Genomic DNA, 22,290 nt, shown 5'->3' on the forward strand with positions numbered 1-22,290 from the left:
ACAGAGTCTCAAAACAGGCACCGATCCGTATTCCCACGGCCTGTCCGCCGCGGATGCGCGCGGTTTACCCCCCCTTGCGCTCGCGGCGCAAGGCCCATTTCACCGTCTTGATGGCGGGGCCGGTATGTCCGGAGATGGCGATCTGGGTGGTCCGCCGCGGTTCGTCGCCGCTGCCCAGATAGATGCTCTCCTCCAGCTCCAGCGTGCCGCCCGAGGCGCGCAGCCGCCAGGCGGCCCCGCTCGGCAGCTTCAGCTGCACCTGCCCGCCCTGGACGGGGGTCGCCTGGACCGCGGGGTGCAGGTGGAAGCGGATGGTGAAGGGCCGCGGTTCCGGCGTGGCGCCGATCACCGGCTCCAGCATGTCCTCGCCGCGCAGGTCCTCGCCGTTTTCCGCCAGATAGACGCGGCGGCGGTGCAGATAGCCGAAGTTGCGGCTGTAGCCGTTGTGGGTGGCGACGACCAGCACCGCCCCGTCGTTCTCCTGACGCTCGCAGCCGACGTGCGAGGGGCGGCGGCCCAGTCCGCCCTCCTCGATCACCTCCGACGAGTTGGTCTCGGCCAGCACGACGGTGGAATGGGCGGCGGTTCCGGCCAGCGCGGCGCGCCAGGGGCCGGTCTTCACCGGATGGGCGCCGCAATTGACGATCAGCCGCTCCTTGCCGACCGACATCTCCAGCGACAGGGTGCCGGCGTGGGCGGTGGCGTCCAGCCCGGTGACCGGCGGCACGCCGGTGTCCATCAGCACCATGGTCCGCCCGGCGATCAGCCGCTCGAAGCCGGTGTGCGGCGCGCTCTTCAGCGGGCGTCCGCGGGCGTCGGCCTGGGCCAGCACCGTGTCCACCAGCGCCGCGTCCTCCTCCCGCCCGCCGTTGAACAGGGCGAGCCCGCCGTCGCCGTGGCGGAAGAAGCGCAGGGCCGGGGTCATGCGGTCGATGGCGTGCTGCAGCGCCTCCGGCACGTCGGCGCGGGCGGTGCGCAGGACCGACCGCATGTCGATCAGGTCGCGCAGGATGCGGAGCTGCACGGAGGGGCAGCGCTCGATATGGCCGCCGTCCGGCAGGATCTGGCGCGGCAGCTCGCGTTCCAGCAGCTTCAGCGCGTCCTGCCCGACGCGCTCGTGCTCCGGCAGGCAGAAGCCGCCGTAGACGAGGCCCTTGGCCGCGGTGACCAGCGCCTTGCCGTCCAGCGCGCCGGGCACCACGCGGGTCAGATGCTTGACCTGCCGCGCGAGGCTGTCGAAGACCGCGGCGCGGAACTCGTCGTCGGCGGAGGCGCAGTAGAAGTCATGCAGGCCGATCCAGGCGGCGATGCGGGCGCCCAGCACCTCCGGCGCCCAGGTCTGGGCGTTCCAGCCGCCGTTGTGGTCCAGCCAGGACAGCACCAGCGAACGGGCGCGCCGCCGCGCCGTGTCGCCGCCGACCGCCCGCAGGTCGCGCAGCCAGTCGAAGCCGTGCAGGGCGTCCTGCCAGACGGCGCTGCCGGCCCGCCAGTTCGGCGCGCCGTGGGCGTCGGCCGCCGCCGCCTGTCCGCCGAAGCGGAAGACGCCGGCCAGGATCGCCGAGCCTTCCCCGGCGTCGCCCGGCCAAGGATCCGGCGGCACGGCGGACAGGGCGGTCGGCGCGCGGCCGCCCAAGGTCAGCTTGTAGATCGGGTTGCCGAAGGCGATCTGCGCGACGCCGTCCCGCAAGCGGCCCATTTTCCCACGCCCGGCGCTCATCGGCTCACCCCGTCACGCGGCAGGGGGAGGCGATGGCCGGCGCTTCGCTGAAGGCATTCGGGCGATCGGGGGGATGCATCCTGTTGTCGTATCAAATTCGCCTCGACCCCCGCAAGCCGGTGGTGCCCTAATCGTGCAGCCGTCGCAGCCGTGCCACGAAGAACCCGTCGATCCCGCCGAGGTCCCCGAGCATGCCCGGCAGGGATCGTACCTCACCGCGCTCGTTGATCAACTCGGCCAAATTGCCATCCCCCGCATGCCCGCCGCCCAAGCCGCCGCCCAGATCTCCAGGCGTGATGGGCAGGCGCTCGACCCGCTTGTCGCGGGCCAGGATGCGGTCGATCTGCGCCTCGCCCTCCTCCGGCTGGATGGAGCAGGTGCAATAGACCAGCGTGCCGCCCGGCTTCACCAGATCGACGGCGTGGGCCAACAGGCGGCTCTGCGCCTTGGCCAGCTTGGCGATGTCCTCCGGCGTCTTCACGCGCAGGATGTCGGGGTGGCGGCGGATCGCCCCGGTGGCCGAGCAGGGGGCGTCGAGCAGCACCGCGTCGGCGGGCTGGTCCGGCGTCCAGGTGGCGGCGTCGGTCGCCAGCACCTCCGCCGACAGGTTGAGGCGGGCCAGATTCTCCCGCACCCGCTCCAGCCGCTTGGCGGAGCGGTCGACCGCCGTCACCCGCGCGCCCTGCGCGACGAGCTGCGCGGTCTTGCCGCCGGGGGCGGCGCACAGGTCGTAGGCGCTCTTGCCCGCCAGATCGCCGAACAGCTTGGCCGGCAGCGAGGCGGCAAGGTCCTGCACCCACCAGGCGCCCTCGGCGAAGCCCGGCAGCTCCGTCAGGTTGCCGCCGGCGGCGCGGCGCAGCGTGCCGGTGGGCAGCAGCCTGGCCTCCAGCCGCTCCGCCCAGGCCGCGGGATCGGCCTTGACGGTGATGTCCAGCGGCGCCTCGTGCAGGTGCGCCTCGACGATGCCGCGGGTGCGGCCGATGCCGTAGGCCTGCCGCCAGGCCAGCCACAGCCAGTCCGGCGTGTTCAGGCGCCCGGCGTCCTGCTGGGCGGCCAGCTCCGTCCCCTCGCGGCCGATGCGGCGCAGGACGGCGTTGATCAGGCCCTTGTAGGGTTCGGCTCCCCGGGCCGCGGCCAGCTCCACCGCCGTGTCGACGGCGGCGTGGGCGGGCGTGCCGAGGAAGACGAGCTGGGCCGCGCCCAGCCGCAGGATGTCGTGCACGGTGGCCTTGGGCAGGCCCGGCTTGGCGAGGCTGCCCTGGATCAGCGCGTCGATCTGGCCGAGCCGGCGCAGCACGGTGGCGGTCAGGAGCCGCACGAAGCCGCGGTCGCGCGGGTCGAGCCCGCGCAACTCCGGATGCGCGTCGAACGCATCGTCGAAGGGAATGGATTTGCGCAGCACATCGCGCAAAAGGTCGAGCGCGGCGGAGCGCGCGGCGAGGGAGGCGTCGGACATGCCGCTGGATGTAGCGCGCCGGACGGCGGGTGTCGAGTAGCCGCTGCGCGGGGCAGCCCGGATTCGGACGCCCTTCAGCGGGCCAGCGCGCCGCGCCGTCCGCCTTCGTGGTCGGGATAGGGGCCGACGTCCTCGACGAAGAAGCAGGAAACGCCCCGCAGATCGCCCCGGCGCAGGATGAAGCGGTTGCCGTTGCCCGCCTTCATCGCCCACAGCCCCGCCCCTTCCAGACCCGTTACCTCCAACGCGGTCAGTTCCAGCTCCGGCGGCACCGGGTCCTCGCCCAGCCGCTTGAGGAAACGGTCGGCGCGCACGCGGTCGTCCGGCGGCAGGCTGCGCGCGGCGCGGGCGTCGTAGCGGTCGCTCTTGACGTAGCGGGTCCCTGTTCCCTGGATGGGGCTGGACGGCCCGCCGGGATCGGCGGCGGCGCGCTCCAGCATCAGCGCCCAGCGCGCGTCCCGCGCCATGGCCAGGGCGCGGCGGTGGACGGCGCGGCAATGCTCGGCCAGCTCGTGGAAGCGGGGCATCAGGTCGCGCTTGCGGAAGCCGACTTCCATCATGACGCGCTCCACCGCCCCGTCTGCCGCGGCGCCGGAGGCGGGGATGCCGCGCGTCTCCAGCGCCAGCAGGGCGTCGATGCGCCGGTCGCGCTCCGCCGCCGCACCGGAGGCCGGACTTCCGCCCTGCGCCAGCGTCTGTCCGAGTTGCTCCACCGCCGCGTCGGCGCGGCGCTCGGCCTCGGCGATGCACAGGAGCACGTCGTCACGGCCGGTGGCGGGGGAAACGGTCAGCCAGCCCGCATCGAACAGCGGGGTCTTGTCGAGAAACAGATCCGGCACGATCCCCGTCAGCCGTCGGCGCGCATGCGCCCGACGATCTCCTCCAGCACCGCCTCGGCCTTGTCGTTGTCCACCTGACAGGTGCCCGCGGCCTCGTGGCCGCCGCCGCCATACTCCAGCATCAGCGGGCCGATGTTGGTCTTGGAGCTGCGGTTGATGATCGACTTGCCGCAGGCCAGCACCGTGTTCTGCTGCTTCAGGCCCCACAGCACATGGATCGACACGTTCGATTCCGGGTACATCGCGTAGATCATGAAGCGGTTGCCGGCGTAGATGGTCTCTTCCCGGCGCAGGTCGATGACCACGACGTTGCCGCGGATCGTGCTGCAGCGGGCGAGCTGGTCGGAGAATTTCGCCTCATGCTCGGTGTAGAGGTCCACCCGCTCCTTCACGTCGGGCAGGGCCAAAATCTCGTCGATGCCGTGGTTCCGGCAATAGTCGATCAGCTCCATCATCAGCTGGTAGTTGGAGATCCGGAAGTCGCGGAAGCGGCCGAGGCCGGTGCGCGCGTCCATGATGAAGTTCAGCAGGGTCCAGCCCTGCGGCTTCAGGATGTCCTCGATGCCGTACTGGGCGGAGTCGGCCTGATCGACCGCGGCCATCATCGCGTCGGAGATGGTCGGGAAACGCTCCTTGCCGCCGTAATAATTGTAGACGACGCGGGCGGCGGAGGGGGCGTCGGCCTCGATGATGTGGTTGTCGCGCTTGCCGACGCGGATCGTCTCCGACAGATGGTGGTCGAAGGCGAGATGGACGCCGGGCACATAGGGCAGGTTGGTGGTGATGTCGCGGTCGGAAATCTCGACCTTGCCGTCCTGCATGTCCTTGGGATGCACGAACTTGATCTCGTCGAGGATGCCAAGCTCCTTCAGGAGCACGGCGCAGACCAGCCCGTCGAAATCGGACCGGGTGACGAGGCGGTATTTCGTGACGTCGGACATGCGGTTCCCCCTGATCGCCCCACAATCGGCAAGCAGGGGGAAAGTAGTCTTACGCCTTTCGCCACGCAACCGGGAACCGAAACGCCTCCGCTCACCCCCAGGGGCTGCGCGGCATGAAGGAGGGGCCGGCCATGCCGCGCAGCCGGCGGACCCGCTCCTCCATGTTCGGGTGGGTGGAGAACAGGCTGTCGAGGCTGCGCCCGTGCAGCGGGTTGGCGATGAACAGATGCGCCGTGGCCGGGTTGGATTCCGCCGCGTAGTTCGGGATCTGGTGGGCGTAGTTGTGGATGCGGGTCAGCGCGTCGGCCAGCCACAGCGGGCGCCCGCAGATCTCCGCGCCGATGCGGTCGGCCTCGTACTCGCGGGTGCGGCTGATCGCCATCTGGACGATCATCGCGGCGAAGGGGGCCAGGACGGCGATCAGGATGCCGCCGATCAGCCCCAGCGGGTTGCCGCCCTGCCCGTTCTGGCTGTTGCCCTGCGACGCGCCGAAGAACATGCCGAAGTTGGCGATCATGGAGATGGCGCCCGCGATGGTCGCGGTGATCGTCATGATCAGCGTGTCGCGGTTCTTCACATGGGCCAGCTCATGCGCCATGACGCCGGCGATCTCCTCCGGGCTCAGCAGGCGCAGCAGGCCGGTGGTGGCGGCGACCGCGGCGTTCTCCGGGTTGCGCCCGGTGGCGAAGGCGTTGGGCTGGTCGTTCTCCATGATGTAGACGCGCGGCATCGGCAGGCCGGCGCGCTCTGCCAGCTGCTGGACGATGCCGTAATATTCGGGGGCGGTGTAGGCGTCGACCTCCCGCGCGCCGTACATGGACAGAACCATGTCGCCGGAGTTCCAGTAGCTGAACAGGTTCATGCCGAGCGCCATGACGAAGGCGATCATCATGCCGCCCTTGCCGCCGATCAGATAGCCGATGCCCATGAACAGGGCGGTCAGGCCGGCGAGGAGGATGGTGGTCTTCACATAGCTGGTCATGGCGATGTTCCGGGCAATCTTCTGGACGGTTTCACTGTTGATGGGACAGGACGGCCCCGGCGGGGCTTTTCGTCGGGCTTGTCTGGTGATATGGGCTTGGCGGAAGGCATCGTTCAAGATGGCCAAGCACCGCACCCGACCCCAGAGGACGGCCATGACCGAGACGAAGACCACCGGCCCGGCACCGCAGGACGCCGAAAAGGCTGACGCCGAAACGACCCCCGAAACCGGCGCCAAGGGACCCGAGCAGATGCCCGGCGAAATCGGCGGCCCGAAGGGACCGGAGCCGACCCGCTTCGGCGATTGGGAGTTCAAGGGCCGCTGCTCGGACTTCTAAGCCGGCGCCCCCTAGGATCGATTGCCTGAACGACCCCATCCTGAAATTGAATACATACGCAACCAGGACACAATACCTAGGTTGTGCTTGATGCGTTCTTGTTCGCGCGCTACCCTGTGACCGGTTCGCCGTACCGCGCACCGGTACCCTGGGGAGTTCGCGCCATGGGATCGCACAGACCCGTCAACCCATGCCCGCCCCGCACTACGGGAACTTTGGCCGGAATATGGGCCGGACTATGGGCCGGGATTTGGCTCGCCATTCTGTGCATATCGCTGGCCGGCGCCGTCCGGGCCGCTCCGCCCGCCCTGCCCGGCCCGATCCCGGCGGAGGTGCTGGAGGTCCTTGACGGCGACACGCTGCTGGTGCGCGCCACCATCTGGCTGGGTCAGGTGGTGGAAACCCATGTCCGGGTGGACGGGCTGGACGCGCCGGAGATGCGCGCCCGCTGCCCTCGTGAGCGGGAACTGGCGGAGACCGCCCGCGACCATGCGCGCCTCCTGATCGGGGCTGCTCCGGTGCGGCTGCTCGACGTCCAGCCCGACAAGTATGGCGGGCGGGTGCGCGCCCGCGTGCTGACCGGCGGAGGCGCCGACCTGTCGGCCGCGCTGATCGAAGCGGGGCTTGCCCGCCCCTATCACGGCGAACGGCGCCAGCCCTGGTGCGACGGGACGGGCATGGGCTAACCCCGCTCCACCAAAGGATGAGCCGGGAACCCGCCGGCTCGCTCCGCTGTTGCCCCTCCCACCAAGGAGGAGAGCGAACCATGACGACCCAGGCCTCGTCTTACGTCCCCGGCGCCATCGCCTTGCTGGCCGCCAGCCTCGCTCTGTCCGGCGCCGCCGTGGCGCAGGACGCCAAGACGATGGAGGGTGGACTCGGCGCCGCACCGCCATCCCAGGGCGAAGCCTGGATGGAATCGACCGGCGCCCAGGACCCGACGCTGGGCGAGCGCCGCACCGAGAAGCAGAAGAACGCCGCGGAGACCCGCGCGCAGGGCCGCATCGGCTCCGTCCCCGACGCGGCGAGCGGCGAGTCCGGCCTGAAACCCGGCACGGCCGAGGCGGTGAGGAACCAATCCGGCAGCGGCGCCTCCGGCGGATCGGACACCGCTCCCAAATAACAGCCCACAAAACGAAACCGGGGGCCACGAAGGCCCCCGGTCCGTAGACAAACCCCGATGAACGCCGCGATCAGGCGTTGTTCATGCGGTTCTCGATCAGGTCGGTCACGACGGTCGGATCGGCCAGCGTCGAGGTGTCGCCCAGGCTGTCGTGCTCGTTCGCGGCGATCTTGCGCAGGATGCGGCGCATGATCTTGCCCGAACGGGTCTTCGGCAGGCCCGGCGACCACTGGATCAGGTCCGGCGAGGCGATCGGGCCGATCTCCTTGCGCACCCAGGCCACCAGCTCCTTGCGCAGCTCCTCCGTCGGGCTTTCCCCGGCGTTGAGCGTGACGTAGGCGTAGATGCCCTGGCCCTTGAGGTCGTGCGGGTAGCCGACGACGGCAGCCTCGGCGACCTTCGGGTGGGCGACCAGCGCGCTTTCCACTTCCGCCGTGCCCATGCGGTGGCCGGACACGTTGATCACGTCGTCCACGCGGCCGGTGATCCAGTAATAGCCGTCCGCGTCGCGGCGGCAGCCGTCACCGGTGAAGTAGTAGCCCGCGAAGGTCGAGAAGTAGGTCTGGACGAAGCGCTCGTGGTCGCCGAACACCGTGCGCATCTGGCCCGGCCAGCTGTCGGCGATGCAGAGGTTGCCTTCCGTCTCGCCTTCCAGCTCCTTGCCGTCGTTGTCCACGACGACCGGCTTGACGCCGAAGAAGGGCTTGGTCGCCGAACCCGGCTTCTGGCCGATGGCGCCCGGCAGCGGGGTGATCAGGATGCCGCCGGTCTCGGTCTGCCACCAGGTGTCGACGATCGGGCAACGGCCCTCGCCAACCACGTTGTAGTACCACAGCCAGGCTTCCGGGTTGATCGGCTCGCCCACCGACCCCAGGATGCGCAGCGAGGACCGCGACGTCTTCTTCACCGGACCCTCACCCTCGCGCATCAGCGAGCGGATGGCGGTCGGAGCGGTGTAGAAGATGTTGACCTTGTGCTTGTCCACCACCTGCCAGAAGCGGGAGATGTCCGGATAGGTCGGCACGCCTTCGAACATCAGCGTGGTGGCGCCGTTGGCCAGCGGGCCGTAGACGATGTAGCTGTGGCCGGTGACCCAGCCCACGTCGGCCGTGCACCAGTAGACCTCGCCGTCCTTGTAGTCGAAGACGTACTGGTGGGTCATCGACGCGTAGACGAGATAGCCGCCGGTGGTGTGCAGCACGCCCTTCGGCTTGCCGGTCGAGCCCGAGGTGTAGAGGATGAACAGCGGGTCTTCCGCGCTCATCTCCTCCGGCGGGCAGTCGGCGGAGACCGACGCGGTCTCCTCGTGGTACCAGAGGTCGCGGCCCTCGGTCCAGGCGACGTCGCCGCCGGTGTGCTTGACGACCAGCACATGCTTGACGCCCGGCGCCGCGGCGACGGCCTTGTCGGCGTTCGCCTTCAGCGGAACCTTGCGGCCGCCGCGCAGCCCCTCGTCGGAGGTGATGACGAAGTGGCTGTCGCAGTCGACGATGCGGTCCTTCAGGCTGTCCGGCGAGAAGCCGCCGAACACGATGGAGTGGATGGCGCCGACGCGCGCGCAGGCCAGCATGGCGTAGGCGGCCTCGGGGATCATCGGCAGGTAGATGGTGACGCGATCGCCCTTCTTGACGCCGTTCTTCTTCAGGACGTTGGCGAGGCGGCAGACCTGCTCGTGCAGTTCCTTGTAGGTGATGTGCTTGGAAACGCCCGGATCGTCGCCTTCGAAGATGATGGCGGTCTGGTCGCCGCGCGTCGCGAGGTGGCGGTCGACGCAGTTGGCGGAGACGTTCAGCGTGCCGTCGTAGAACCACTTGATGTGGACGTCGCCGGTGTAGCTGACGTCCTTCACCTTGCTGTAGGGCTTGATCCAGTCGATGCGCTTGCCCTGCTCGCCCCAGAAGGCTTCCGGATCGTTGATCGATTGCTCGTACAGGCGGGCGTAGGCGGCTTCGTCCACGTAAGCGGTTTTGGCGATTTCCGGCTTAACAGGAAAAAACGAATTGTCGGACATTGGCTCGCGATTCCCCCGTAGTGCTTCTGGTTACGCCCTGAAGGGCTGTTGGGGAGCGGCTTCCGACCGCTCCTGTTGCGGGACATTATCCACACAAGTTCCCGTCACCACAAGCAGAACGGCTGATTGTCCGTCCCCTCCATCGGGGTTTTCGGCTCCACTTTGTTGCAGCGCACCGCCCGTTCCTTTGACTTCACCGGCATCCGCAGCGGCACGACCGCGCGACTATTTGTCGCGCATAATACGAAAGCATGATGACGCTCTTTGGCGGGCCGCTTAACCCGGTCTTAACCGCCGCATCGTTAGCGTGCATGCTGTTCACCCAACAGCAGGGCACCGGCATGGCCAGCACGACCAACGCGGACGGCACCACCGGAAACGGCACCACAGGAAACGGCACGGCCAGCGGCGCCGCCGGGCATGGCGTGGAACTGGCCGGGCGCCTGTCGGAGATGGGCAGCCGCACCAGCCTGATGGTGATCGACGCCGCCCTGCGCACGGCGTCGCTGGCCGAGTTGGAGGCGTCCGGCTCCGCCGCCCTGGCGCCGTTCGGGGAAGACGCGGGCTTCGCCGGAGCCGCCGCGGAGATGCAGGCGCTGGCCCGCCGGATGCTTCAGGCCACGCAGGACTTCCAGGCGGCCATCTGCGAACCGGCGGACTGATCCGCCGCCGCGGACGGCCGCGCTCTCAACAGATCCGAAGAACCGTCACGCCTCGATCCCGGCCAGCGCGCAGACATGCGCCCATTCGGCGTCCGACACCGGGCAGACCGACAGGCGCGACTGCTTGACCAGGGCCATGCCCTGGAGCAGCGGATCGGCCTTCATCGTCTTCAGCGTGACCGGCGTCTTCACGGGCAGCAGCGCCCGCACGTCCACCATGCCGAAGCGGCCCGCCTCGTCGCTCGGGTCCGGGTAGTATTCCCGCGCGATCTCGACGACGCCGACCACCTCCAGCCCCTCGTTGGAGTGGTAGAAGAAGGCGCGGTCGCCGACCTTCATGGCCTTCAGGTTGTTCGACGCCTGATGGTTGCGCACGCCGTCCCAATGGGTGGTGCCGTCGGCGACCATGCGCTCCCACGAGTATTTGAAGGGCTCCGACTTCAGAAGCCAGCGGGCCATTTCTGTCCGCCCCCGCTCAGGACTTCGGGTAGACCCGGCGCCACGCCCGGATCTCCACGCTCTCGAACAGCCCGGCCTGGGCGTAGGGGTCGTTGGCGGCGAAGTCCTTCGCGGCGGCCTCGTCGGCGCACTCCACGATCAGCAGGCTGCCGGCCATGCCCTGGCCGTCGTCGGACAGCAGCGGGCCGGCGGCGAACAGGCGGTCGGCGTGCGCTTCCAGATAGGCCAGATGAGCGGGGCGGTTGTCGGCCCGCACCTGGGCGGCGCCGGCCTTGTCGGTGCAATGGAACATGTAGAGCATGGGAAACCCCTTCCGTTCGGTCGGGCGGGAGCCTAGCGCAGCCGCGGCCGCCGCGGAAGGTGCCGAACCCGTTCGTGACGGCCTTTCTGTCGTCGTGGCGCCCCCGCCCCTCAGCGCCCCTCCTCGCGGAAGGGCCGCGACAGCAGCCCGTCGATCGTCGCGTCCAGCCCGGCGCCGCGGTTCAGGATGGCGTCCACGGCGGCGCAGAGCGGCATGTCCACGCCCTTCTTCCCGGCCAGCCCGACCACCGCGGCGGCGGTGTAGACGCCCTCGGCGACGGAACGGCGCTCCGCCAGCACCTCGGCCAGCGTCCGGCCGGCGCCCAGGGCGGCGCCCAGCGACATGTTGCGCGATTGCAGGCTGGAACAGGTCAGCGTCAGGTCGCCCAGCCCCGACAGCCCCATCAGCGTCTCCGGCCGGCCGCCGAGCGCCAGGGCCAGCCGGGTGATCTCGGCCAGTCCGCGGGTGATCAGCGCCGCCCGCGCGTTGTCGCCCAGCTTGCGGCCCTCCACCACGCCGCAGGCGATGGCCAGCACGTTCTTCACCGCCCCGCCGATCTGCGAGCCCACCACATCGTCCGACAGGTAGGGGCGGAAGGTGCGGCTGCCCAGCGCCTCGACCAGCCGGGCGCCCAGCGCGGCGTCGGCGCAGGCCAGCGTCACCGCGGTCGGCAGGCCGCGCGCCACCTCCGCCGCGAAGGTCGGACCGGACAGCACGGCCAGCGGCGTCCCCGCCGGCAGCGCGGCGGCGGCGGCCTCGCTCATCAGGGCGTGGCTGTCCAGCTCGATCCCCTTGGCGCAGATGACCAGCGGGGTGCCCGGCCGCAGATGGGCGGCGAGGCCGGCGCAGGCGCTGCGCAGATGCTGGGCCGGGGTGACGAGAAGGATGGCGTCGCAGGCGGCGACCTCGCCCAGATCGCCGGTCGCGCGCAGCTCGGCGGGCAAGGTGACGCCCGGCAGATAGTCGCGGTTCTCCCGCGCGGCGTTGACCGACTCGACCACCGCCGGCTCGCGCGCCCACAGCAGGGCCTCCCGCCCGGCGCGCAGGGCGGCCAGAGCCAGCGCCGTGCCCCAGGCCCCGCCGCCGATCACGCCGATGCGCCGGAAGTCCGTTGCCGCCATGGATGCCCCCCGTTTTTAAGACTTGTCCTGAAGGATTTGCCCGCCTGTTTAGGCGGAGCGTCCCCGGTCCGCAAGCCGGACGGTCACGCCTCCGCTGTCAGCAGAAGCTTCATCCCGACATGGCTCGCCCGGAAGCCCAGCCGCTCGTAGAAGCGGTGGGCGTCGGTGCGCCGGGTCTGGCTGGTCAGCTGCACCATCACGCAGCCCTCGGCGCGGGCCAGCGCGATGGCGTGCCGCATCATGGCGCTGCCGATCCCCTGGCCGCGCAGCGCGCCGTCCACCTTCACCGCCTCCACCGTCGCCCGCGCCGCGCCCCGGCGGGCCAGCCCGTGGGTGACGGTGAACTGGAAGCAGCCGACGATCCGTCCGTCCCGCTCCGCCAGCACGATGGAATTGCCCGGCTGGGCCGCCATGCGGTCGAAGGCCTCCCAATAGAGCGGGTCCAGCGGCTCGCCGTAGACGTCGCCGCCGGTGGACAGGGCGTCGTCGGCGATCAGCCGGACGATCTCCGGCACGTCGTCGCGCCCGGCGGTGCGGAAGGTCAGGGTCACGACGGCATCATCCTCACGCCTTCACGCCGGAGCCGACCCCGGCCTTGCCGATGGCGGGCTTGGCGGTCGGATCGAGCGGCCAGCGCGGGCGCGGGGCGAAGTCCAGCGGGTCGGTCTGGCCCAGCCGCAAGCGCTCGATCCCCGCCCAGGCGATCATCGCCGCGTTGTCGGTGCACAGCCGCAGCGGCGGCGCCACGAAGGGCATGCCCTCGCGGTCGGCCAGCTTTTGCAGGCGGGCGCGCAGCGTCCTGTTGGCCGCCACCCCGCCGGCCACCACCAGGGCGCCGCCTTGCGGGTGCATCTCCTTGAACTGGCGCATGGCGCGGGCGCAGCGGTCGGCCATCACCTCCGCCACCGTGGTCTGGAAGGCGGCGGCGAGGTCGGCCCGGTCCGCCGCCGACAGCGGCGTCCCCAATTCCTCGACATGGCGCCGCACCGCGGTCTTCAGGCCGGAGAAGGAGAAATCGCAGCCGGGGCGCCCGACCATCGGGCGCGGCAGGTCGAAGCGGCCAGGATCGGTCGCCAGCGCCGCCGCCTTCTCCAGCAGCGGCCCGCCGGGATAGCCGAGGCCGAGCAGCTTGGCCGTCTTGTCGAACGCCTCCCCCACCGCGTCGTCGATGGTGGTGCCGAGCCGCCGGTAGCGGCCCCCCCCCTCCACGACCAGAAGCTGGCAATGCCCGCCGGACACCAGCAGCAGCAGGTAGGGAAAAGGCACGTCGTCGGTCAGCCGGGCGGTCAGCGCGTGACCTTCCAGATGGTTCACCGCGACGAAGGGCAGGCCGCGCGCCGCGGCGATGGCCTTGGCGGTCATCACCCCGACGATCACCCCGCCGATCAGCCCCGGCCCGCCGGTCGCCGCCACGGCGTCGATGTCGGCGAAGCCCAGCCCGGACTCCGCCATGGCGCGGCGGATCAGCCCGTCCAGATGCTCCAGATGGGCGCGCGCGGCGATTTCCGGCACCACCCCGCCGTAGGGCGTGTGGTCGTCCAGCTGCGAGAGCACCACGTCGGCGCGGATCTCCCGCGCGTCGGTCACGATGGCCGCCGCCGTCTCGTCGCAGCTCGTTTCGATTCCAAGAACGATCATGATGACCGTCAAACTAGCCGTCCCGACCGCTCTGGTATAGGGTCTTGGCCCGGAAATTTAAGGCTGTTCAGGCGCCCATGAACAAGGACGTCCCCGACGACGACGCCAGCATCGTCTATTACGACGGCGATTACCCGTCGCTGGAGATCGGCGAGGCGCGGGCGGAGCACGCGGCGACGCTGGCCCGGCTGGGCATCCTGGGCGACGTGCCCTTCTACAAGGAGCGCGCGGCGGAGACCGGCGGCCCGATCCTGGAGATCGGCTGCGGCAGCGGGCGCCTGACCATCCCGCTGGCCCGCGCCGGGCACACGGTGTGGGCGGTGGACGTCTCCGCCGCCATGCTCGACCAGCTCCGCGCCAAGCTGGAACGCGAGGCGCCGGAGGTGCGGGACCGCGTCCATGTGGTGCGGCAGGACGCCGCGGCGCTGGACCTGCCGGTGCGGGATTTCCGGCTCGCCGTCCTTCCCTTCAACGTGCTGATGCTGATCCCCGACCTGACGGTGGAGCGCCGCACGCTGGCCGCCGCCGCCGCCCATCTGGCGCCGGGCGGCGCGCTGGCGCTGGACGTGATGAACCCGCTGACCCTGCCGATGGACGCCGAGACGAAGCCCAGCCCGTCGGAGCCGCGGCGCAACCCGCACAGCGGCAACCGCTACATCCGCAACACCCTGGCCACCCGCCTGGACGAGCGGCAGTGCCAGCGCATCCACGGCTGGTACGACGAGCTGCTGCCGGACGGCAAGATCGCGGTGACCGAATACGGCTTCACCTGGCGGATGATCTTCCGCTACGAGCTGGAGCTGATGCTGGAGAGCGCCGGATTCGCCGTGGAACGGCTGGCCGGCGATTTCGAGGACGCCCCGTGGACGGTCGACAGCCGCCGCATGGTGGTCACGGCGCGGCGCGCCTCCCCCTTCACCGCCGCCCCCTTCACCAAAGAGTAGCACGCGCGTCACCAGGGCTTGCAAAGCGCGGTGGATCGCCTAGAACACTGCCCCCATGACCCAACCGCTCCGCATCGGCACGCGCGGCAGCCCGCTGGCGCTGGCGCAGGCCCACGAGACCCGCGACCGGCTGATCGCGGCGCACCCGCATCTGGCCGCCCCCGGCGCCATAGAGATCGTCGTCTTCAAGACGACCGGCGACCGCATCCTGGACCGCACGCTGGCCGAGGCCGGCGGCAAGGGCCTGTTCACCAAGGAACTGGAGGACGCGCTGCTCGACGGCCGCGCCGACCTCGCCGTCCATTCGATGAAGGACGTGCCGACCTGGATGCCGGACGGGCTGGAGATTGCCACGCTCCTGCCGCGCGAGGACACGCGCGACGCCTTCTTCTCGCGCGGCGGCCACACGGTGGACACGCTGCCCGCCGGTTCCGTCGTCGGCACCGCGGGCTTGCGCCGTCAGGCCCAGATCCTGGAGCGGCGGCCCGACCTGACGGTCGTGCCCTTCCGCGGCAACGTGCAGAGCCGCCTCGCCAAGCTGGAGGCCGGGGAGGTCGACGCCACCCTGCTGGCGCTCGCCGGGCTGCGCCGCCTCGGCCTGACCGACCGCATCACCGCCGTGCTGGAGCATGAGGAGATGCTGCCCGCCGTCGCCCAGGGCGCCATCGGCATCGAGATCCGCAGCGCCGACGACGCCACCCGCGCCCTGCTGGCCCCGCTGAACTGCGCCGCCACCACGGCCCGCGTGACGGCGGAGCGCGCGCTCCTCGCCATGCTCGACGGCTCCTGCCGCACCCCCATCGCCGGGCTGGCCACGCTGGACGGCGACCGGCTGCACCTGAAGGCCAAGGTGCTGTCCAACGACGGGCGGCAGGTCTTCCGGGCGGAGCGCAGCGGCAGCGCCGGCGACGCCGCGGCGATCGGCGCCGACGCCGGGGCGGAGATCAAGGCCGTCCTGCCGCCCGACTTCTTCAAGAGCTGACGGCGGCCGGCGATGGCGGCCCCCCACATCCTGGTCACCCGTCCGGCGGAGGATTCCGAACCGCTGGCGACCCGTCTGCGCGCGCTGGGATTCACCGTGTCGGCGGAGCCGATGCTGGAGATCCGCTGGCTCGACGGACCGGAGCCGGACGTCGGGAACGTACAGGCCCTTCTCTTCACCAGCGCAAACGGCGTACGGGGCTACACCAGACGTACGAGCCGGCTTGACCGTCCGGTCTATGCGGTCGGCGACGCCACCGCGACCGCCGCCCGGGCGGCCGGTTTCACACAGGTCGAAAGCGCGTCCGGCGACGTGTACGCGCTGGCCGATCTGGTGCGCCGACGCTGCACCGCAGCGGCGGGTCCGCTACTTCATGTCGCAGGAACCAAGCTCGCCGGCGACCTGTCGGCCCTGCTGGGCGAGGCCGGATTTTCCATCCTGCGGGAAACGCTGTACGACGCCGTTCCGAGCGCGCGGCTGTCGGACGGCACGGCGGCGCTGTTGCGTACGGGAACACTGGACGCCGTGTTGTTTTTCTCTCCCCGTACCGCCCGTTCGTTTGTTAGGCTTGTCGCCGAGGCCGGGCTCATCGACCGCTGTCGTACAGTGGACGCGCTCTGCCTCAGCCCCGCGGTCGCGGAGGCTGCCCGCGCGTACGGTGAGCTGGGAGTGACACCGTGGCAGAACGTACGGGTGGCGCCACGGCCGGAGCAGGACTCTCTGCTCGGCCTGCTGCCGGACCCGTCCGGCGGCACGGGCCGGGCTTGAGCGCATCCGCTTGGGGGCTTGTGTGGCGTTCGTTGAGAACAACTGCGACCAGAAGGCACCCAATGACCTCTCGCCCAGGCTCCGAACACGAGGCTGACCCGAACGGCCACACGCCGTCCGACCAGAACCAGACGCCCGACCAGAATCAAGTGGGCGGCGGCCCCGCCGTCGAACGCATCATCGAACGCTTCGGCGGCATCCGCCCCATGGCCCACAAGCTGGACATCCCGGTCACCACGGTGCAGGGCTGGAAGAAGCGCGGCGCCATTCCGCTGGCCCGCCACGCCGACCTCCGCACCTCCGCCGCCAAGCATCGGATCAAGCTGAGCGAAGCCGACCTGGAAGCCGCCACGCCGAGCGAGGACCGCAACGCTCCCGACGCCGCCGGCTCGGTGGTGCCGCTGCCGCCGGACGCCGCTGTCATTCCGCCGGCCGTCTCCCTCCCCGGGAGCGCCGGGCCGTTCGACTCCGGCACGGCCGAGCCCACCAAGGCCGAGGACACCCTGCCGGGCGCCGACACGCTGGCGGGCGGTGGCCCGGTGCCGGCCACGGACCTGCCGCCCTCCATCCTGCCGCCCGCCGCGGACACGCTGCCGGGCGCCGCCGACACTCTGCCCGGCGGCGACGTGAAGGCCGAGACCATCAAGGGCGAGGAGATCCGCTCCGAGGAGATCAAGGTCGAGGAGACCAAGGCCGAGGAGGTCAAGGCCGATCCCTTCGCCGATCCCTTCAAGGCCGATGCGGTCAAGAGCGAGACGCCGCCCCCGGTGGAGCCCCCCGCCCCCGCCTACACCGCCTCCTCCTACGAGCCGCCGCGTTACGAGGCGCCGCGCGAGGAGCGCAAGTCCGGGGCCGGCTTCGCCACCGCCGTGTCGCTGATCGCCCTGCTGGTCGGCGCCGCCGCCCTGTCGCAGCCCTGGTGGGGCCCGCGCGTCCCCGGCTGGCCCACCGCCGGCGGTCCCGCCGCTCCGGTCGCCACGGCGCCCGCGCCGCAGCCCGATCCGGCTCTGCGCAACCAGATCCAGCAGCTGTCCGAGCGCCTCGCCAAGCTGGAGCAGCGCCCCGCCGCCCCGGCCGAGGGCAACGCCGCCGCCGCCGGCATCGACCAGCAGACGCTCGACAACGCCGTCGGCCAGCTCACCGCCCGCATCCAGCAGCTCGAGGAGCGTCCGCAGGCCGCCGCCGCGGCGGCCCCGGCCGAGCCCGATCCGCGCATCGCCCAGTTGACCGAGCAGCTCGGCCAGGTCCAGCAGCGCGTCGACGCGGTGGGCAGCGAGGTCCAGGCCGCCGGGCAGATCCGTCAGGACGTGGACGCGCTGAAGCAGGAGCTGTCCACCGTCAACCAGGCCGTGGAATCCCGCCGCGACGCCGCCACCGCCGCCCAGACGCTGGTGCTTGCCGCCGGGCAGCTCCGCTCCGCCCTGGCCGCCGGTCAGCCGTTCCAGCAGGAACTGCAGGCCGTCCGCGCCGTGGCGTCGGGTGACGCGCAGGTGACGCAGCCGCTGGAGGCCGTGGCCGGCTACGCCGCCAAGGGCGTGCCGACGCAGCCGCAGCTCACCGACCGCTTCACCGCCATGGCCTCCGACATCGTGCGCGCCGACAACCAGGGCGAGGGCAACGACTGGGTCGAGCAGGTCACCGGCAAGATCGCCACGCTGGTCACCGTCCGCCGCTCGGGCGGCGACGCGGTCGGCGACGGCGCCTCGGCGGTGGTCGCCCGCGCCGAAGCCGCGCTGCAGGCCGGCAATCTCGGCGGCGCGGTCAAGGAGCTGGGGACCCTGAAGGGTCCGGCGGCGCAGGTCGCCGCCCCGTGGATCGCCGACGCCAAGGCCCGTCTGGCCGCCAACGAGGCCGGCCAGCAGCTCACCAACCGCGCCATCGGCCTGCTCTCGCAGTCCGCCGGTGTCAAGGGAGCGGCCCAATGACACGCGCCATCTGGTTCATCATCAAGGTCGCCATCGTCGTCGCGATCGCGGTCTGGCTGGCCAACCACCCCGGCACCGTCGCCATCAACTGGCAGGGCTACGTCGTCGAGACCGGCTTCGGCATCGCCATCCTGATCGGCGTCGCCGCCCTGGCGGCGGGCATCGTCCTGTACCGGCTGGCCCGCGCCATCCTCGGCGCGCCGCGCAACTTCGGCCGTTACCGGCGTTCGCGCCGGCGCGAGCGCGGCTATCAGGCGCTGACCCGCGGCATGGTCGCCGTCGCCGCCGGCGACGCCACGACCGCCCGCAAGATGGCGCGCAAGGCCGACGGGCTGCTCAACGAGCCGCCCCTGACCATGCTGCTGTCGGCCCAGGCCGCCCAGCTCCAGGGCGACGACCGCGCGGCGAAGGAATACTTCACCGCCATGCTCGACCGGCCGGAGACCGCCTTCCTCGGCCTGCGCGGCCTGCTGACGCAGTCGCTGAAGGCCGGTGACCGGGTGGAGGCGCTGCAGCTCGCCCGCCGCGCCCAGTCGCTCCAGCCCAACACGCCCTGGCTGCTTGGCACGCTGTACGACCTGGAAGCCCGCTCGGGTGAATGGGCGGCGGCGGAAGGCACGCTGCAGCAGGCCGTCCAGGCCGGCGCCATCAACCCCGACGACGGCCGCCGCCACCGCGCCACCCTGCTTCTGGAGCGCAGCTTCGAGGCGGAGCGCCGCGGCCGGTCCGATTCGGCCCTGTCGCACGCCCAGGCGGCGCACGACCTGCTGTCCGGCTTCGTCCCGGCGGCGGCCCGCGCGGCCCGGCTGCAGATGGCCATCGGCAAGCACAAGAACGCCGCCAAGACCATCGAGCGCTGCTGGCGCGTCAACCCGCACCCGGACCTGACCTCGGCCTACCGCGAGGTGGTGTCGAGCTACGACCCGATGACCCGCGTCAAGCTGTTCGAGAAGCTGCGCAAACACGCCCCCAACGACGTCGAGTCGCTGCTCGCCGTGGCCCGCGCCTCCCTCGACGCCCAGCTGTGGGGCGAGGCCCGCGCCCATCTGACCAAGGCGCTGGAGATGCGGCCCTCCCGCCGCGTCTTCCAGCTCCTGGCCGAGCTGGAGCGGGCGGAGCGGCAGGACGAGGAGGCGGCGCGCGCCTGGCTGGCACAGGCGGCCAACGCCCCGGCGGACGCGGCCTGGACCTGCACCGCCTGCAACGCGGTCAGCCCGAGCTGGGGCGGCCTGTGCGGCCATTGCGGCGCCTTCGACAGCCTGGAATGGAAGGCCCCGACCGTCAGCATGTCGCTGATGAGCCCGGAGGCCGCGCCGACGGTCATCACCCATCAGGCGACGGAGCCCGTCACCGGCCAGCCGGGCGTCGCACCCGGAGGCCAGATCGCCCCGCAGGGAGCGACCTAGCCGCGCCTCGGTCGCAGCAGGAAAGTCGGTCGCAGCAAGAAAAAAGCCCCTTCCCGGTCCGCCGGGGAGGGGCTTTTTCTTTGTCGAAACGGTGGGTCGAAACCCGGGCGCCCTGCGGCCCCGGACGCTACGCGTTGCCCAGCCGGGCGCCGTCCAGGATGGCCTCGTCGAAGATCGCGCTGCTGCGGTCGCAGCCGGTCAGGTCGGCCAGCGTCAGGTCGCAGCCCTTCATGTTCGTGGCGCTCAGCGAGGCGCCGGCCATGCGGGCGCGCACCAGCGAGGCGCGCATCATCTTGGCCCCGGCGCTGATCAGCAGCATCCCCAGATTGGCCCCGTCCAGGCAGCCGTCGATGAGGATCGCGCGGTCCAGCTTCGCGCCGCGCAGGTCGGCGCCGCGCAGGTCGGCGGAGCGCAGATCGGCGCCGTCGAACTGGGCCGCCTGGAGTTGCGCGCCGTTCAGCCGGGCGTGGCGCAGCCGCACGCCGGAGCCCTTGGCGAGCGTCAGCACCTTGCCCGACAGGTCCACCCCGTCGAGGTTCAGGCCGGTCAGGTCGAGCTGGCGCCCCTGCTGGCCGCTGGTGCCAAGCCACAGCAGGTGCTGGTGCAGCAGAACCTCGATGTCCGCCGCCGCGATCGCCGGCTGGACGGGCTCCGCCGCCGGGTCCTCGTCCGGCTCCGGAAGGGTCGGCGGCGCCAGGGCGGCGGCGGCGGCCTCCTCGTCGGTGCGGATGGAGGTGACGAGGTCCAGCTCCGACACCTTGGCCCCGTCGAGCTTGGCGCCGCGCAGGTCGGCGCCGTTCAGGTCCGCCCCCTGGAGGTCGGCGCCGGAGAAGTTGCAGTCGCGCAGGTCGGTGCGCTGGAGCCGCGCCCCCGACAGGCGGGAGTTGGTGAAATCCGCCGCCCGCGCGAAGCTGCCCGACAGCTTGGCCCGCGCCATGTCGGCGTTGGTCAGCTTGGCCGAGGCCATGTCCGCCGGTCCCGGCTCGAAGCCGATCACCTTCAGCTCGCCGGACGCGCTGCGGTTGGCGACGCTGCCGTCGCGCAGGTCGACTTCCACCATCACCGCGCCGTCCAGGATCGCGCCGCGCACATTGGCGCCGCGCATGTCGGTGCGGTAGAGCCGCGCTTCCGACAGGTCGGCGCCGCGCAGATCCGCGCCGTAGAGGTCGGCGTGGTCGAGGATGGTTCCCCGCATCCTGGCGTCGCGCAGGATGGCGCCCGACAGATGCGCGCCGGTCAGGTTGCGGCCCGACAGGTCGAGCCCGGTCAGGTCAAAGAAGGGCAGGTTGGCGCGGGCGCCGTTGGGCCGCCCCTCGGTGAAGCGGACATGGCGCTCGCACACCCGGTCCAGCTGCTCCTGGCTCAAGCGTATCCGGGACTTGTGGGAGCCGTCGTTCGCCATCGGCGCCTCAGGCGAACAGCGCGTCGATGTCGGCCTGCGAAATCTCGCTGCCGCCGCCCGACGGTTCGGGCGCCGGGGCGGCGGGACGCGGGGCCGGCTTCGCAGCGGCGGCAGGGGGGGGCGGCGGCGCGGGCGGCGGCGGGGGGCGGGCGCCTCCGCCGGTTCGGCCCGTTCCAGAACCTGGGGGATCTGCGTGGCCAGCGTGTCGAACAGGGCGTCGATGTCGTCCTGGCTGACCTCCGGCCCGCCGAGCTGCGGGCCGTTCAGCAGATGCGCGTCGGGCCGGGTGTCGCCCAGCTTGCGGTGGGACGAGACCTCGCCCATGGACTCGGTTTCCGACGCGGTGGCGATGCGGTCGACGCCCCAGATCTCGATCATCGTGTTCACGCGCTGCTCGATGTAGCGCAGCGTGTTGACCACCTTGGTGGTGCGCTGACCGGTGATGTCCTGGAAGGCGCAGGCGGTCATGATCTCGATGCTCCAGGCGTCGATGGCGTCGACCATCTCGGCGATGTCGGGATCGTCGCGCGGGATGCCCTGGGTGATCTCCTGGATCTTCTCGGTGGCGTTCAGGATGTCGGTGGTCGCCCGCTCGGTCGCCGCGACGATCTCGTCCAGTTCGCCGGTCGCCGCCTCGATGCGGTTCGACCCGGTGTCGGCGGGGCGCAGCGCGGCGATGTCGCTGCGCGTCTCGCGCACCACCTGGGTGATCGACATCAGCTCCTGCTGAAGCTGCAGGCCATCCCCCATCCCGCCACCCGGCGCCGGGCGGGGCAAGGCGCCGTGCTCCACCCCGCGCAGCCGGTTGATCTGCTGCTCCAGCGCGCCGATCAGCCGGTGGAACTCGTCCACCGCGACCACGCGGGATCGTCGGTCGCGCATGCGCAGGAACGCGCGACCGCGCGCGGTCTGCGACAGCGCCTCCTCCATCTGGAGGTAATCATGCTCGGTCAGTTCCATCAGAGGAACGTCGCTCATCGTCGTCACCGTCGGCGGGCCGCTGTTGAGTATCCGCCATGGAGGAAAGCACGTCTTAGGAAAACTGAGGTTACACCAGACATGGCCTGGATTTCAGGCAAATCCCTTGCATTACGTCCTCGCAGATCCCGCTGAACAAAGTCTTAATGAAGTCATGGGCGATGCCGCGATGGCGCTCCCGTCGTCACGCAACCAGGCATGGAGGACACGCGTGGAGGCCAATCACAAGATGAGGGCGGAAACGCGGGCCATGCCGCGGCTTTGAGGATTCTCCCGTCACCGCCGCTGCCCTATACTC

Annotated in this window: 21 protein-coding genes; 9 read left to right on the forward strand and 12 right to left on the reverse strand. The window is 71.0% G+C overall.

Annotation, left to right across the window (positions count from 1 at the left end; genetic code table 11):
- Window positions 1-64 precede the first annotated feature (64 nt).
- The 5 genes from TSH58p_RS09995 to htpX all read right to left on the reverse strand — a co-directional run bounded on the left by TSH58p_RS09995 (window position 65) and on the right by htpX (window position 5,935).
- Entirely contained in the window at window positions 65-1,696 is a 1,632-nt protein-coding gene (locus TSH58p_RS09995) for a heparinase II/III family protein (protein WP_109072049.1), read from the reverse strand.
- A gap of 148 nt (window positions 1,697-1,844) precedes the next feature.
- Window positions 1,845-3,173 (reverse strand): RsmB/NOP family class I SAM-dependent RNA methyltransferase, encoded by a 1,329-nt coding sequence (locus TSH58p_RS10000; protein WP_109072048.1) that lies wholly within the window; start codon window positions 3,171-3,173, stop codon window positions 1,845-1,847.
- Between the two features lie 74 nt (window positions 3,174-3,247).
- Complete coding sequence (locus tag TSH58p_RS10005; protein ID WP_247874249.1) at window positions 3,248-4,012, reverse strand: hypothetical protein; 765 nt, start codon at window positions 4,010-4,012, stop codon at window positions 3,248-3,250.
- A gap of 8 nt (window positions 4,013-4,020) precedes the next feature.
- On the reverse strand, window positions 4,021-4,953 hold the full coding sequence (locus TSH58p_RS10010; RefSeq protein ID WP_109072047.1) for an exopolyphosphatase: 933 nt from the start codon (window positions 4,951-4,953) through the stop codon (window positions 4,021-4,023).
- 91 nt (window positions 4,954-5,044) lie between these two features.
- Window positions 5,045-5,935, reverse strand: coding sequence for a zinc metalloprotease HtpX (htpX, locus tag TSH58p_RS10015; protein WP_109072046.1), 891 nt, complete (start codon window positions 5,933-5,935; stop codon window positions 5,045-5,047).
- Between the two features lie 154 nt (window positions 5,936-6,089).
- Here htpX and TSH58p_RS10020 point away from each other — a divergent pair, with 154 nt between their 5' ends.
- The 3 genes from TSH58p_RS10020 to TSH58p_RS10030 all read left to right on the forward strand — a co-directional run bounded on the left by TSH58p_RS10020 (window position 6,090) and on the right by TSH58p_RS10030 (window position 7,395).
- Window positions 6,090-6,272: a DUF1674 domain-containing protein gene (locus TSH58p_RS10020; protein ID WP_109072116.1), complete on the forward strand. Its 183-nt coding sequence runs from the start codon at window positions 6,090-6,092 to the stop codon at window positions 6,270-6,272.
- A 215-nt stretch (window positions 6,273-6,487) separates the two neighbouring features.
- Window positions 6,488-6,958, forward strand: a complete 471-nt coding sequence (locus tag TSH58p_RS10025; RefSeq protein ID WP_247874248.1) for a thermonuclease family protein — start codon at window positions 6,488-6,490, stop codon at window positions 6,956-6,958.
- 80 nt (window positions 6,959-7,038) lie between these two features.
- Window positions 7,039-7,395: a hypothetical protein gene (locus tag TSH58p_RS10030; RefSeq protein WP_109072044.1), complete on the forward strand. Its 357-nt coding sequence runs from the start codon at window positions 7,039-7,041 to the stop codon at window positions 7,393-7,395.
- A gap of 70 nt (window positions 7,396-7,465) precedes the next feature.
- Here TSH58p_RS10030 and acs read toward each other — a convergent pair whose 3' ends face one another.
- On the reverse strand, window positions 7,466-9,406 hold the full coding sequence (gene acs / locus TSH58p_RS10035; RefSeq protein ID WP_109072043.1) for an acetate--CoA ligase: 1,941 nt from the start codon (window positions 9,404-9,406) through the stop codon (window positions 7,466-7,468).
- 311 nt (window positions 9,407-9,717) lie between these two features.
- Between acs and TSH58p_RS10040 the strand changes: the two genes are divergently transcribed.
- A complete protein-coding gene (locus TSH58p_RS10040) occupies window positions 9,718-10,068 on the forward strand; it encodes a hypothetical protein (protein ID WP_109072042.1) in 351 nt (116 codons plus the stop codon).
- A gap of 45 nt (window positions 10,069-10,113) precedes the next feature.
- Here the strand turns inward: TSH58p_RS10040 and TSH58p_RS10045 are convergent, their stop codons facing one another.
- The 5 genes from TSH58p_RS10045 to tsaD all read right to left on the reverse strand — a co-directional run bounded on the left by TSH58p_RS10045 (window position 10,114) and on the right by tsaD (window position 13,587).
- On the reverse strand, window positions 10,114-10,527 hold the full coding sequence (locus TSH58p_RS10045; RefSeq protein ID WP_035669391.1) for an EVE domain-containing protein: 414 nt from the start codon (window positions 10,525-10,527) through the stop codon (window positions 10,114-10,116).
- Window positions 10,528-10,543: 16 nt separating this feature from the next.
- Complete coding sequence (locus tag TSH58p_RS10050; RefSeq protein ID WP_035669394.1) at window positions 10,544-10,828, reverse strand: YciI family protein; 285 nt, start codon at window positions 10,826-10,828, stop codon at window positions 10,544-10,546.
- A gap of 110 nt (window positions 10,829-10,938) precedes the next feature.
- On the reverse strand, window positions 10,939-11,949 hold the full coding sequence (locus TSH58p_RS10055) for an NAD(P)H-dependent glycerol-3-phosphate dehydrogenase (RefSeq protein WP_109072041.1): 1,011 nt from the start codon (window positions 11,947-11,949) through the stop codon (window positions 10,939-10,941).
- An 83-nt stretch (window positions 11,950-12,032) separates the two neighbouring features.
- Window positions 12,033-12,500, reverse strand: a complete 468-nt coding sequence (locus tag TSH58p_RS10060; protein ID WP_109072040.1) for a GNAT family N-acetyltransferase — start codon at window positions 12,498-12,500, stop codon at window positions 12,033-12,035.
- A 13-nt stretch (window positions 12,501-12,513) separates the two neighbouring features.
- Window positions 12,514-13,587 (reverse strand): tRNA (adenosine(37)-N6)-threonylcarbamoyltransferase complex transferase subunit TsaD, encoded by a 1,074-nt coding sequence (tsaD, locus tag TSH58p_RS10065; RefSeq protein WP_109072115.1) that lies wholly within the window; start codon window positions 13,585-13,587, stop codon window positions 12,514-12,516.
- 77 nt (window positions 13,588-13,664) lie between these two features.
- On the opposite strand from tsaD, the gene TSH58p_RS10070 reads away from it, so the two are divergent.
- The 5 genes from TSH58p_RS10070 to TSH58p_RS10090 all read left to right on the forward strand — a co-directional run bounded on the left by TSH58p_RS10070 (window position 13,665) and on the right by TSH58p_RS10090 (window position 19,612).
- Window positions 13,665-14,531, forward strand: coding sequence for a bifunctional 2-polyprenyl-6-hydroxyphenol methylase/3-demethylubiquinol 3-O-methyltransferase UbiG (locus TSH58p_RS10070; protein WP_109072039.1), 867 nt, complete (start codon window positions 13,665-13,667; stop codon window positions 14,529-14,531).
- Window positions 14,532-14,586: 55 nt separating this feature from the next.
- Entirely contained in the window at window positions 14,587-15,513 is a 927-nt protein-coding gene (gene hemC / locus TSH58p_RS10075; protein WP_109072038.1) for a hydroxymethylbilane synthase, read from the forward strand.
- Between the two features lie 12 nt (window positions 15,514-15,525).
- Window positions 15,526-16,281 carry a uroporphyrinogen-III synthase gene (locus TSH58p_RS10080; RefSeq protein WP_109072037.1) on the forward strand — a complete coding sequence of 252 codons (756 nt, stop codon included), beginning with the start codon at window positions 15,526-15,528 and terminating at the stop codon, window positions 16,279-16,281.
- Window positions 16,282-16,343: 62 nt separating this feature from the next.
- Entirely contained in the window at window positions 16,344-18,206 is a 1,863-nt protein-coding gene (locus TSH58p_RS10085) for a mitofilin family membrane protein (protein ID WP_146205938.1), read from the forward strand.
- Entirely contained in the window at window positions 18,203-19,612 is a 1,410-nt protein-coding gene (locus TSH58p_RS10090) for a heme biosynthesis protein HemY (protein ID WP_109072035.1), read from the forward strand. The genes TSH58p_RS10085 and TSH58p_RS10090 overlap by 4 nt, the downstream gene beginning before the upstream one ends.
- A gap of 127 nt (window positions 19,613-19,739) precedes the next feature.
- Here the strand turns inward: TSH58p_RS10090 and TSH58p_RS33910 are convergent, their stop codons facing one another.
- Window positions 19,740-21,992 (reverse strand): pentapeptide repeat-containing protein, encoded by a 2,253-nt coding sequence (locus TSH58p_RS33910; protein ID WP_247895526.1) that lies wholly within the window; start codon window positions 21,990-21,992, stop codon window positions 19,740-19,742.
- Window positions 21,993-22,290: the final 298 nt, after the last annotated feature.

Source organism: Azospirillum sp. TSH58, assembly GCF_003119115.1.
GTDB lineage: Bacteria > Pseudomonadota > Alphaproteobacteria > Azospirillales > Azospirillaceae > Azospirillum.